General features: G+C 64.3%; 12 protein-coding genes and 1 pseudogene. 8 read left to right on the forward strand and 5 right to left on the reverse strand.

Annotation, left to right across the window (positions count from 1 at the left end; genetic code table 11):
- The first annotated feature begins 58 nt into the window (after window positions 1–58).
- Together GKR99_01560 and GKR99_01565 are read left to right on the forward strand one after the other, a co-directional pair.
- Window positions 59–1,441, forward strand: a complete 1,383-nt coding sequence (locus tag GKR99_01560) for a leucyl aminopeptidase family protein (GenBank protein NKB26304.1) — start codon at window positions 59–61, stop codon at window positions 1,439–1,441.
- On the forward strand, window positions 1,438–2,292 hold the full coding sequence (locus tag GKR99_01565) for an NLP/P60 hydrolase (GenBank protein ID NKB26305.1): 855 nt from the start codon (window positions 1,438–1,440) through the stop codon (window positions 2,290–2,292). Before GKR99_01560 ends, GKR99_01565 begins: the two co-directional genes overlap by 4 nt.
- A 68-nt stretch (window positions 2,293–2,360) precedes the next feature.
- Here the strand turns inward: GKR99_01565 and GKR99_01570 are convergent, their stop codons facing one another.
- From GKR99_01570 to GKR99_01585, 4 genes and pseudogenes are all read right to left on the reverse strand, one after another.
- On the reverse strand, window positions 2,361–2,705 hold the full coding sequence (locus GKR99_01570; protein ID NKB26306.1) for a DUF2794 domain-containing protein: 345 nt from the start codon (window positions 2,703–2,705) through the stop codon (window positions 2,361–2,363).
- Window positions 2,706–2,783: 78 nt separating this feature from the next.
- Window positions 2,784–3,660, reverse strand: a pseudogene (locus GKR99_01575) (FAD-binding protein).
- The gene (locus GKR99_01580) at window positions 3,653–4,006 is read right to left on the reverse strand and encodes a hypothetical protein (GenBank protein ID NKB26307.1); all 354 of its coding nucleotides are present in this window, start codon (window positions 4,004–4,006) and stop codon (window positions 3,653–3,655) included. Before GKR99_01580 ends, GKR99_01575 begins: the two are co-directional and overlap by 8 nt.
- Before the next feature lie 114 nt (window positions 4,007–4,120).
- The gene (locus GKR99_01585; GenBank protein ID NKB26308.1) at window positions 4,121–4,504 is read right to left on the reverse strand and encodes a hypothetical protein; all 384 of its coding nucleotides are present in this window, start codon (window positions 4,502–4,504) and stop codon (window positions 4,121–4,123) included.
- A gap of 132 nt (window positions 4,505–4,636) precedes the next feature.
- Here GKR99_01585 and GKR99_01590 point away from each other — a divergent pair, with 132 nt between their 5' ends.
- The 6 genes from GKR99_01590 (at window position 4,637) to GKR99_01615 (ending at window position 11,015) form a co-directional block, all read left to right on the forward strand.
- Window positions 4,637–6,163 (forward strand): DUF2125 domain-containing protein, encoded by a 1,527-nt coding sequence (locus GKR99_01590; GenBank protein NKB26309.1) that lies wholly within the window; start codon window positions 4,637–4,639, stop codon window positions 6,161–6,163.
- Window positions 6,164–6,286: 123 nt separating this feature from the next.
- On the forward strand, window positions 6,287–7,633 hold the full coding sequence (locus GKR99_01595) for a TldD/PmbA family protein (GenBank protein ID NKB26310.1): 1,347 nt from the start codon (window positions 6,287–6,289) through the stop codon (window positions 7,631–7,633).
- Window positions 7,620–8,417 (forward strand): 3'(2'),5'-bisphosphate nucleotidase CysQ, encoded by a 798-nt coding sequence (locus GKR99_01600; GenBank protein NKB26311.1) that lies wholly within the window; start codon window positions 7,620–7,622, stop codon window positions 8,415–8,417. Before GKR99_01595 ends, GKR99_01600 begins: the two co-directional genes overlap by 14 nt.
- A 231-nt stretch (window positions 8,418–8,648) precedes the next feature.
- Complete coding sequence (locus tag GKR99_01605; protein ID NKB26312.1) at window positions 8,649–8,894, forward strand: DUF4170 domain-containing protein; 246 nt, start codon at window positions 8,649–8,651, stop codon at window positions 8,892–8,894.
- Window positions 8,774–10,042, forward strand: coding sequence for a hypothetical protein (locus GKR99_01610; GenBank protein ID NKB26313.1), 1,269 nt, complete (start codon window positions 8,774–8,776; stop codon window positions 10,040–10,042). Before GKR99_01605 ends, GKR99_01610 begins: the two co-directional genes overlap by 121 nt.
- The gene (locus GKR99_01615; protein NKB26314.1) at window positions 10,029–11,015 is read left to right on the forward strand and encodes a tetraacyldisaccharide 4'-kinase; all 987 of its coding nucleotides are present in this window, start codon (window positions 10,029–10,031) and stop codon (window positions 11,013–11,015) included. The genes GKR99_01610 and GKR99_01615 overlap by 14 nt, the downstream gene beginning before the upstream one ends.
- On the opposite strand, the gene GKR99_01620 is transcribed toward GKR99_01615, so the two are convergent.
- Complete coding sequence (locus tag GKR99_01620) at window positions 11,010–11,942, reverse strand: glutathione-dependent reductase (GenBank protein ID NKB26315.1); 933 nt, start codon at window positions 11,940–11,942, stop codon at window positions 11,010–11,012. The two genes, GKR99_01615 and GKR99_01620, sit on opposite strands and share 6 nt — an antisense overlap.
- Between the last annotated feature and the right edge of the window lie 3 nt (window positions 11,943–11,945).

Raw genomic sequence — 11,945 nt, forward strand, 5'->3', positions numbered from 1 at the left:
TTGCAGCGTGACGCCCAACGGCTAGTGTTCTGCTGGATTTGTCCAGCGGAACACTGCCATGCCCCTCAGCTTTGCCAAACCAACGAAAGATGCAGTGCCGTTGTCGCTGGTCCTGGCCGATCAGTTGCAAGATTGGCTGACCAGGCAGGACGACAGCGTGCAGGCCTGGGTCGCGGTCAATGGCTTTCGCGCCGCCGCTGGCAGCGCGCTGGCGATTCCGGGCGCGGATGGCAACCTGCGCGCGGCAATCGGCGGGCTTGGCAAGGCCGCACACCCCCGCAGGAAGCGGTTTCTGGCCGCGACCATCCGCGCCGCCTTGCCTGCGGCAACCTATGCACTGACCGATTCGCCCGACGGCGATGATCTGAACGAATGCGCGCTGGGCTGGCTGTTGGGTGGCTACTGCTTCACACGCTACAACGACAAAACACCGCCAAAGGCTCAGCTGGTTGCACCCAAAGGGGTTGACGCTGACCGGCTGATGCACATCGCCGCGGGCGAGGCGCTGACCCGCGATCTGATCAACACCCCTAGCAGCGACATGGGCCCGGATGAGCTCGAGTCCCAGGCGCACGCGCTGGCCGAAGCCTATGACGCGCGTGTATCGGTGATTGTCGGTGATGAGCTGTTGGCACAGAATTTCCCGCTGATTCATGCAGTTGGGCGCGCCTCACCCCGTGCGCCGCGCCTGATTGATCTGTCCTGGGGGAGCTCGGGACCGGTGCTGACATTGGTCGGCAAAGGCGTGGTTTTTGACACTGGCGGGCTGAACCTGAAACCTGGCAGTTCGATGGGTCTGATGAAGAAGGACATGGGGGGCGCCGCGGCTGTCCTTGGGCTGGCGCGGATGATCATGGGGCTAGGCCTGCTGATTCGGCTGCGCGTCCTGTTGCCGGTCGCGGAAAACGCGGTCAGCGGCGCCAGTTTCCGCCCCGGCGATATCCTGACTGCGCGCAATGGAACGACGGTTGAGATCAATAACACTGACGCCGAAGGTCGCCTTGTTCTGGCAGACGCACTGGCCCTGGCCGCCGAAGGTGACAGCGATCTGACCATTTCAATGGCGACCCTGACGGGGGCGGCGCGGGTCGCCGTCGGCCCGGATCTGGCACCCTTTTTCTGCGATGATACCGGCGTTGCCGATGCGTTGCGCGCAAGCGCCGAAACGGTGCGCGACCCGGTCTGGCAACTGCCATTCCACGAACCCTATGAGGCGATGATCGAGCCGGGCATCGCAGACCTCGACAATGCGCCATCGGGCGGGTTCGCTGGCGCAATCACCGCCGCCCTGTTCCTGCGCCGTTTCGCAGGCTCGGCACGCTATGCGCATTTCGACATCTATGGCTGGCAGCCGACCGCCGCACCAGGCCGCCCAAAAGGCGGCGTCGGGCAGGGGACGCGAGCCATCCTCGACGCGCTTCCCGGCATACTGCACTTATGAGCGATCGTCGCATCACACCCGCCAACGGCCGCGTCGCCGCGCGGCACCTCAGCGGAATTATTGCGGCAGATCAATATGTTGACGGGCAGCCTAAATCCGTCACCGCGATGGCGGCGTTTTTGCGCGCAACCCCGGACGGAAAACCGGACCGACAGGTTCTGCTGGGTGAGGCGGTGACGCTTTTTGAAACCCGCAACGTCTGGGGGTTCGTGCAGGCGCAGAAAGACGGTTATGTCGGCTGGACCGAGGTTGCCAATCTGCGCGATCCGATCACCCCGACGCACCGCGTCGCGATGCGCCACACGCTGGCCTTCGCACAACCCGATATGAAATCCGCGATGCTGTTCCGCCCCCCCTTCGGCGCACGGCTGGCCGTGACGGGGACTGACGGCATCTGGTCTATGATCCAGATACCGGGTCAGCCCGCCGCCTGGGTGCGGACCGATCATCTGCGCCCCGCCGAGTCGGTCGAGGGTGACCCGGTCGCGGTTGCGAAACTGTTCCTCGGCACGCCCTACCTCTGGGCCGGAAATACCGGCGACGGGCTGGATTGTTCCGGGCTGGTCCAGGCTTCGCTGTTGGCCTGTGGCATCCCGTGCCCCGGCGACAGCGACCTGATTGAAGCGGCGGTTGGTGACCCGCTGCCCGAAGGCGCGACCCTGGCGCGCGGCGATCTGATCATCTGGAAAGGCCATGTCGCGCTGGCAATGGACGGCGAACGGATCATCCACGCAACATCCGCCCCGTTAGAGGTTGTCGTCGAAAACACCGCCGCCGCAATCAAACGCATCAAAGCAGCCGGGGATGGGTTGCCGACGTCGCGCAAACGGATCACGCGAAACCCTGCGTAACCCCACACGGCACCAGCCGTCCCGCAATCCGAAAACACCGGCAGATGTCCGCCCTTGCGCAGACGCCTTCAGACGGCGCGGATCAGCTTGACCTCAAGCACGCGCAGAACGGTGCGCAGATCATGGCCACGCTTCAGGATGCGCCCATCCATCCCGATCACCGCATAAAGCCCCTGTCGATTGCGCAGTTTGGGGCGTTTTTCGATCCGGTACAGCGGGTTTTCCGCACTGCGCCGAAAGACCGAGAATACTGCGACCTCACGCAGGAACGACATGCCATAATCGCGCCATTCTCCCGCCGCGACCATGCGGCCATAGAGGCTGAGGATGACAGAAAGTTCACCACGATCAAACGTCACCTGTTCGGGTGCGGGGCGGGCCGATGGGAACGGCGTCGGAGTCTGGATCGTCATGACGAAACTCTGACCGGGTCACGCGGCAAAATCAAGTCGCCGCATCGGCGGCATTGGCACCCCCGCACGCCCCACTGGTCATTCCGCCTGACCGGTGTTCCTGAATTTCACCGCCTGCTGACCCGCCCAATGCCCGGTCGACAGGCATGCGGTCAGAAGATAGCCACCTGTTGGCGCCTCCCAATCCAATGCCTCACCGGCGATGAATGTCCCCGGACGCTTCTGCATCATCAGCCCCGCATCAAGCGCTGCAAACGGCACCCCGCCCGCGGTCGAGATCGCCTCGTCCAGCGGTCGCGGGCCATTGTGGGCAACCGGCACGGCCTTGAGGATTGCAGCAAGCTGTTCGGCGTCGGCGGGCAAAGGCCGGGCGGAACGGTGCCATCGCTACGCCGTCCGCCGCCAAGATCGTCGCCCAGGCACCATCTGCGCCCAGCCGCGCCCAGCTTGCCCCGCCGGTTGCGATAACCGTCACCGCAGGGCGCAGGCGTCGCGGCCCTTCCGCTGTGTCAAACTGCACATCCGCGCCGTCCCAACCGGTCCAGCGCCAACGGGTCCGAACCTCGACCCCCAGCCCGGACAACCGCGCCAGCCAGGCCCGCAGCAGGGGCGAAGCCTTCATCGCGCGCGGAAACACCCGGCCCGTGCTGCCGGTGAACAGCGGCTGTTCAAGCGCGGTCGCCCAGCGGCAGATCTGGTCCGGTCCAAAGGCGCGGATCATCGGTTCCAGTGTCGCCGCCCGGTCCCCGAAACTGGCCAGAACCGCGTCCAGTCCCCCGGCGTTGGTCAGGTTCAACCCGGATTTCCCGGCCATCAGAAACTTGCGCCCGACACTCGGCTTAGCCTCGGCCAGGATGACGCTGCATCCGGCAGCGGCCAGAACCTCGGCGGCCATCAGACCGGCGGGACCGGCCCCGATGACCAGCGCATCAACTGGTGCCACGGTGTCAGGCATCGCGGCGGGAATCCCTTCGCGAGATCAGCGATTTGATTGCCGCCACATGGCCCGGATCCGCGCCAAGCGCATCGGCGGCCAATGCCGCGACTGTTGTGTCCAACGCGTCCGGGTGTACCACGTCATCCACCAATCCGAAGGTCAGCGCCTGTTCGGCGCTCCACCGCTGCCCTGCCATCAGCAGCAGCTTGGCGCGCGCCGGTCCGACCAGCGCGCTCAGCCGGGCCGGGTCGGACGGTTGCGGCAAATGGCCGATTGTGTTGAAAAACTCCGTTTTAGGGCCTGAACGATGATTTTTCTTTCCATGCAGCCCGATCCTAAATTTTTGGCGCGGGGGTCGGCCCAAATCGCCTACATGCGCTCACGCGCAGCCATGCGCTGTCTCGTGGTCAAAGCTTTCCGACTATTTCGCTTCATAGGTTTTCGCAAGAAATCCGCGACGCTCTGATTTCGGAGTTTTTCAACACAATCGGCCCAGACGCATCACCGGATAAAAGAAGCGTGCATCCGGAACACAGACCCGCAGATCACAGGCCAGGACCATGCCAAGCGATCCACCCGCCGCCGTCCCGTTCAGCGCCGCGATCGTCAGCCCAGGATAGGCGGCGATGCGGGCGGATAGACGCTCCCAAACCGGGCTGGTGGCAAGACCGGCCTCAACCTCGGCCAGATCGGCCCCGGCACTGAAACACCGCCCCGCGCCCGTCAGCACAAGAACCGGGCTCTGCGCTTCGCTGACAGCCTGATCCAGGGCGTCCAGCATTGCCCAGTTCAGGGCGTTGGCCTTGTCCGCACGGTCCAGAATCAGCCGGGTCATGGACCCTTGCGTGACGTTTCGGATCATCTGCATCCCCTGTCTTCCAGCGCTTGGGGTGACCTAACCGCGAAAGTCATCGACGCCAAGCCGCCCGGCCCTTGACGCGCCGGACAGTACAGGCAGACTATGGCCCAAATTTGCAACCCGGAAAGGTAAATCATGTTCAATCGCTCAACCCTGGGGGGCGCGGCGATCCTGCTGCTGGTATCCCAGACATCCGCATTTGCCGACGTAACCGCCGAACAAGTCTGGGAAGATTGGCAGGCCCAGGCCGCGAGTTATGGCGAGGTTTTGACAGCCGACAATGTCGGCCGCGACGGTGATACGCTGGTGGTTTCAGGGCTTCGGATTGCGATGGACATCGACGGTGACGGTGGTGATGACGCCAGCGGTACACTGGCCGAAGTGCGCTTTCAGGAACGCGGCGACGGCACCGTCTCAATCTCGACCTCTCCTGATTTCGACATGATTTTTGATCAGAACGTGCCGGATGGCCCGAATGTCAGTTACCGGCTGGCGATTGACATGGCCGGCATGACGATGATCGCCTCGGGCGATTCCGCGCTGCGCCGATATGACTATGTGGCCCCCGAAGTCGGCCTGGCGCTGAAGGACCTCAGCGTTGATGAGCAGCAGATTGAGGGCATCTTTGACCTGAAAGCCATCGGTCTGGACGGCAGCTATACCATTGCCGAGGGCGAACCGAGCCAGATCGACGCCAGTTCCAACATCGAACGCGCGACCATCAATGTCGATTTCGCGGATCCCGAAGGGCAGGAAGGCCGCATCGTTGTCACGGGTGAGATTGCGAATATCACCTCAACCTCGACGTCGACCATGCTGGCAAACGCCGATCTGGCCGATATGGCCGCGATGCTGGCTGCCGGTTTCGCGGTCGAAGGGACTCTGGCAACCGGTCCGGCGTCCTATTCGGTGCAAGCCTCCGGGTCCGATGGGTCGACCTTTGCCGCAGATGTCTCATCCGCAACAGGCGCGCTGGACTTTGCGCTGGATGAAAGCGGTATCAATTATGGCGGCGCAAACACCGATATTGCGATTGTCGTGAACGGGTCGGACATTCCGTTCCCGCAGATCGAGATCAACGCGGCCGAGGCTGGCGGCCGTTTGGCCATGCCGCTCACCGTATCGAGCACACCGCAGGATTTCGCCTTTGGCCTGACCCTGCGCGATCTTGCCGTGTCCGAGATGATCTGGTCGATGATTGACCCCGCCGGTGCGCTGCCGCGTGATCCCGCAACACTGGTGATCGACACGACCGGCAAGGCGAACTGGAACATCGACATCCTGTCGCCCGAAGTTCAGCAGGGCGATTTCGGGTCCGATGTGCCGGGTCAGCTCCATGCGCTGGATCTGCGCAATCTGCAGCTGGCCATCGCCGGGGCGCTGCTGCAGGGCACCGGATCGTTCACCTTCGACAATACCGACATGCAGACCTTTCCGGGCATGCCCAAACCGGTTGGCAAGGCAAACTTCAGCCTTGATGGCGCAAATGCGCTGCTGGACAAGCTGATCGCGATGGGCCTGATACCGGCAGAACAGGCGCTGGGCTTTCGTGGCATGATGGGCATGTTCGCCCGCCCCGGCGCCGGACCGGACTCGCTTGTGTCCGAGATTGAGCTGACGCCGGACGGCGGCATCTCTGCCAACGGGCTGCGCCTGCGCTAAGACGCTTCGTCACCATCAACAGCGGGCCGCCCCCACCCGGGCGGCCCGTTTCGTGTCAGCGGCCTTGCCGACAGTCGAACCACGGATTAGGTGCCAGAGGCTGAAGAAGGACCATCACCTGATATGACCGACACGCTTTTCGACCTGACCGGGCAGTTGATCGCCGCTGCCAAGAAGGCGGGTGCCGACGCCGCTGACGCGATCGCGGTTCAATCCGCAGCCCTGTCGGCGGATGTCCTGAACGGAGTGCTTGAGCATGTTGAGCGTTCCGAGGCGCTGGACATCGGATTGCGCGTGTTCGTTGGCCAGCGGCAGGCGAATATCTCGGCCGGGAAGGGCGATGCGGCAACGCTGGAAGACATGGCCGCCCGCGCCGTTGCCATGGCGCGCGAAGCGCCGCAGGACGCCGCGGTTGGCCTGGCTGACCCCGAACAGCTGACCAGCGACACGGATGCGACAGCGCTTGAACTGGCCGATCCCGGCGCGGCGCCAGATGCCGCCACGCTGGAAACCGATGCGCGACGCGCAGAAGCGGCAGCAGCCATGATTGATGGTGTCAGCCAGGTTCAATCCGCCAGCGCCGGATACTCCCGCTCTGATATCGCTCTGGCGGCGACCAACGGTTTCGCTGCGCGCTATGCCCGCACAAACCGCTCGGTCTCGGCTGTTGCGATCACCGGGGAAGGCACGGGGATGGAGCGTGATTACGCCGGGGAATCCCGCGTCTTTGCCGCCGACCTGCCATCGCCCGAACAGGTCGGGACCCAGGCAGGCGAACGCACGATCGCCCGCGCAGGCGCGCGCAAACCGCCGACTGGCCCCGCGCCGGTACTGTTTGACGAACGCATCTCGGGCACGCTGATCGGGCACCTGCTGGCTGCGGTCGATGGCGCGGCGGTGGTGCGCGGCGGGACATGGGCGCGCGACGCGCTGGACCAGCCCGTACTGCCCGACGCGCTGACCCTGACCGAAACTCCGCACCGCCCACGGATCGCACAGTCCCGCCTGTTCGACGCAGAAGGGCTTGCCACGGCGGATCGCAAGATCATCGACGCCGGTATTTTGACCGGCTGGACGCTGGACCTGTCGACGGGGCACAAACTGGGAATGCCCAGCACCGCCAACGCCAGCCGTGGTACCGGCGGCGCACCCTTTCCGATGGTCGGCAACCTGACCTTGACGCCCGGCGATGCCACCCGCGCCGACCTGATCCGCGACATGGGGACCGGGCTGCTGGTCACCTCGCTGATCGGGGCCTCGATCAATCCGACCACGGGCGATTACTCGCGCGGCGCTTCCGGCTTCTGGGTCGAGGGCGGGCAGATCCAATACCCGGTCAATGAATGCACCATCGCCGGAAATCTGCGCGACATGCTGCGCAGTCTGATCGCCGCAGATGATGGCCGCCCCGAATTGTCGCGCGTCATCCCGTCACTTCTGGTCGCGGGGCTGACGATTGCCGGGGCCTGATCGCGCGCATGACGCTGCCGAAGATCTCGCGCTGCTGCTGCAAGCTGCGGCCGCGGCGGGGCCAATTGCGCTTGGCCACTGGAAATCCGACCCGCAGGTCTGGGACAAGGACGACGGTGCCGGCCCGGTTTCCGAGGGCGATCTGGCGGTCAATGCCGCCTTGGAGGACCACCTGCGCAGCGCCCGCCCCGCCTATGGCTGGCTGAGCGAAGAATCCGAAGCGGATCCCAACCGCCTGAGTGCCGCACGCACCTTCGTTATCGACCCAATCGACGGCACCCGCGCCTATCTTGACGGGCAGGCCAACTGGGCAATTTCACTCGCCGTGGTCGAGGCAGGCACCCCAATCGCCGCCGCCATCGCCATGCCCGCCAAATCCTGCACCTATGCCGCCGTCATTGGTGGTGGGGCGACCAGAAACGCCGCGCCGATCCGCGCCAACATGCGCACCGATGTTGGCGGCGCAACCGTCCTTACGCCCCGCGTCACGCTGGATGCCGCCAACTGGCCCGGTGGCGTGCCAGACATCAACCGCCACTTCCGCCCGTCACTGGCATATCGCATGGCGCTGGTCGCCGAAGGCCGCTTTGACGCGATGATAACCCTGCGCGACGCCTGGGAATGGGACATCGCCGCCGGTGCCCTGATCGCGGCCGAAGCGGGCGCGGAGGTCAGCGACCGGACCGGCGCGCCACTGGTATTCAACAGCGCAGGTGCGCTGACGCCGGGCGTGGTGACCGCTGCGAACCGTGTCCATCAGGGGCTGCTGGCCAGACTTATGTGAATACGGCGTTGCACGCCCTCACAGAGCTGACGGCTCTTTGGATCACCGTAGCGGATCAGAACTGCGGTATTGGAGAGTATCCGAAACTCAGCGTCTGCGGCTTATCCCCTGCCATACGTTTTGCATACGTTTTGCCGACCCTTTGCCGACGCCTTGAAACGCACCGCTTTACCGCCCCGCGGCCCTCCGATACCCTGCGCGCAATATGATCTTGCCGCCCCGGAGCACCTCATGACCCAGCGCCTGCATCTCGTCTTTGGTGGCGAGTTGATTGACCCCACCAAGACCGCGTTCAAGGACGTCAAGGACATCCACGTGGTCGGCATGTTCCCCGATTATGCATCCGCCTATGACGCCTGGAAGGCCGAGGCGCAGCGCACCGTGGACAACGCCCATATGCGGTATTTCATCGCCCATATTCACCGCTTGCGGGACGAAGAAGCCCCCGCATCGCCGACAGAAGAGCTTGGTTCCTGAACCGCAATCCGCCACCGACGCTCTGGCTGCACGCCGGGACCCCTGATGCGCTTGCGGCGGCTGAAGCGCTGGGCGTGCGGTTGCAGGATATTTACCCGGATTTCGCCGTGACAGTGACGTCTAATTCAAGGCTTGATGGGCCGGAACACCTTGTTTTACCAACGGAAAACCGGGCCGGTTTTGTCAGTTTCCTTGATCGTCACCAACCCGCCATTGCCGTCTGGATCGCGGCCGATCTGCGCCCGCAATTCAATGATGAACTGGTTCACCGTAAGCTGCCGCTGGTGCTGATTGATCCGGTCCTTCCCGGTGCCGGGCTGGTCAAGCGCCTGTTGCCGCTGCCGGGCCGTGGCCCGCGTCTGGACCACGCCAGCCGGATCTTGATTTCGGATGCCGAGGCTGCAGCGACGCTGGAGCGCCGCACCGCGTTGTCGGACCGGCTGGTTCGCACCGGCAGGTTCGAAGTGCTGCCCGCGCCGCTGCCGTATAATGAAACCGATCGCAGCGCCCTGGCCGATCTGCTGGCCGCGCGCCCGGTCTGGCTGGCCGCTGACATTTCCTTTCCGGAAGCCCCGATCGTCGTCGCCGCCCACGCACGCGCCGCCCGTTCCGCCCATCGCCTGCTGCTGATTCTGGCGCTGAGCAACCCCGCCGACGGACCGGCCCTTCGCGATCGTTTGGACGGTGAGGGATGGGTCGTCGCGCTGCGCAGCACCGGTGCCGAGCCTGACCCGGATGTGCAGATCTACATTGCCGACACGGAAGAAGAATTGGGCCTCTGGTATCGTCTTGCCTCGGTGTCGTTTCTGGGCCGTTCACTGGTCGCACCCGGGGGTGGAATTGATCCGATGCCCGGGGCGGCGCTTGGTTCGGCCATTCTGCATGGCACCAATGTTGCGGATCATCGTGACGCTTATGGCCGGCTGGCGTCCGCTGGCGCGGCGCGCTCGGTCGTTTCGCCTGCGCAACTGGGGGCAGCGGTCGAGGATTTGCAGCAGCCCGAGCGTGCCGCCGAAATGGCGCATGCCGCCTGGCAGGTAACAACCGCAGGGGCCGAGGCCATCGAGAAAGCCGTCGAAGTCATTTGCGAAGTCCTGGCCGAAGCCGATCGTGGATCCGACAAGGGTGTCGACAATGCGCCCGCCTGAGTTCTGGCAGAAACCGCACAGCGCGCCCGGGATACGTGCGCGAATGCTTGCGCCGCTCGCCGCGATTGCGGCGCGGCTTACGGCCAGAAGGGTGGCGCGCCCCGCTGATATTACCCCGGATGTTCCCGTAATCTGCATCGGGAACATCAACATGGGCGGCACCGGAAAGACGCCGGTGACCATCGCCCTGGCCGAGCGGTTGATGCAGCGCGGTCAAAAGGTCAGCGTGGTCACCCGTGGCCACGGTGGTTCCGAGGCTGGGCCGCTGCGCGTCGATCCGCGTCAGCATACTGCCGACATGGTGGGTGATGAGGCGCTTCTCCACGCCGCCTTCACCACCACGATTGTGGCGCGCAACCGGGCGGAGGGTGTGCAGGCTGTCACCGACGCTGAGGTTATTCTGATGGATGATGGGCATCAGAACCCCTCGGTTGCGAAATCCCTGTCGGTGGTTGTCGTTGATGCCGCGAAGGGGTTCGGCAATGGCCGCGTGTTTCCCGCCGGGCCACTTCGTGAACCGGTTGTCGCAGGTCTGGCGCGTGCTGATCTGTTGATATCGGTCGGGGCGACGTCGGATCAGATGCGGTTTGCGGAAAACTGGGGTGACGTGATCACGATCCCGCATGTCACGGCACGGTTGGAACCCCTTGCAACCGGGATGGATTGGGCCGGCCTGCGAGTCGTGGCCTTTGCCGGGATCGGCGATCCGGCGCGGTTCTTTGCGACCCTGGATGATCTTGGGGCCGAACGCGCAGAAAGCCTTGCGTTGGACGATCATCAACAGATTTCGGACGCGCTGTTCAAACGGCTTCTGGCCCGCGCCGAAGCTTTGGGCGCGCAGCTGGTCTGCACCGAAAAAGACGCCGTGCGGCTGAGTGCCGAGGCGCGGTCGCAAGTGCTGAGCGTGCCTGTCCGGTTGGTGGTAACGGATTGGTCGGAACTGGACTCAAAGCTCGCCGATCTGGACCTATAGCGTCCAGTCGATCACCGGCCCGGCAGGCACAATGCCCAGCGGATTGCGCAACTCGGAAGCCGAGAAGTAGCCCTGCTTGTAAATCTCAAACCGCACGGTTTCTGCGACCCCGGGCATGGCATGGATCTTGCGCGCATAGCGCCAGAGGCGCGGGTAATCCATCAACCGGCGCAGGTTGCATTTGAACGCATAGTGATAGGCGACATCGAAGCGGGCCAGGGTCGGAAACAGGCGCAGGTCAGCCTCGGTCAATGTCTCACCGCAGAGCCATTCGTGGGTCGCCAGGTGCGCTTCGATCCGATCCAGCGTGTCGAAGACTTCGGCAACGGCGCGGTCATAGGCGTCTTGCGTGCGGGCGAACCCGGCGCGGTAAACGCCGTTGTTGACCGTGCGATAGATCAGGTCATTCCAGCTGTCGATGTCGGCCTGAAGCGGTGCCGGATACAGGTTTGGCCCGGACCCGAAAGTGCCAAGCATCCGCACGATGTCCGCAGATTCGTTTGAAACGATCTGTTGTGTCCGGCGATCCCAAAGCACCGGAGCGGTGATCCTGCCGGTGTAGCCGGGCGATTGACGGGCATAGACCTGATGCAGCGCGGCGACCTTCAGTTCGGGATCGGCAAACGCACCATCCTCATCAAAAACCCAGCCGTCATCGGTGCGCCGGGGCCGGGCGTAGGACACGCTGATCGCCGCCTCAAGCCCAAGCATCACCCGGGCCAGCAAGGCCCGGTGCGCCCAGGGGCAGTTCCACGCGGCATAAAGGTGATAGCGACCGGGATCAGGCGTGAACCCGCCATCGCCGGGTGGTCCCGCTGCGCCATCGGCGGTGATCCAGTGGCGAATATCCGACCGGGCGCGTTTGAATTCTCCTCCGGCATAGCTGTCGGGGTCGGGGTCCTTGACGTGGTAATCTCCGTCGATCATCGC

It is taken from the genome of Paracoccaceae bacterium, assembly GCA_012103375.1.
In the GTDB taxonomy this organism is placed as follows: domain Bacteria; phylum Pseudomonadota; class Alphaproteobacteria; order Rhodobacterales; family Rhodobacteraceae; genus WLWX01.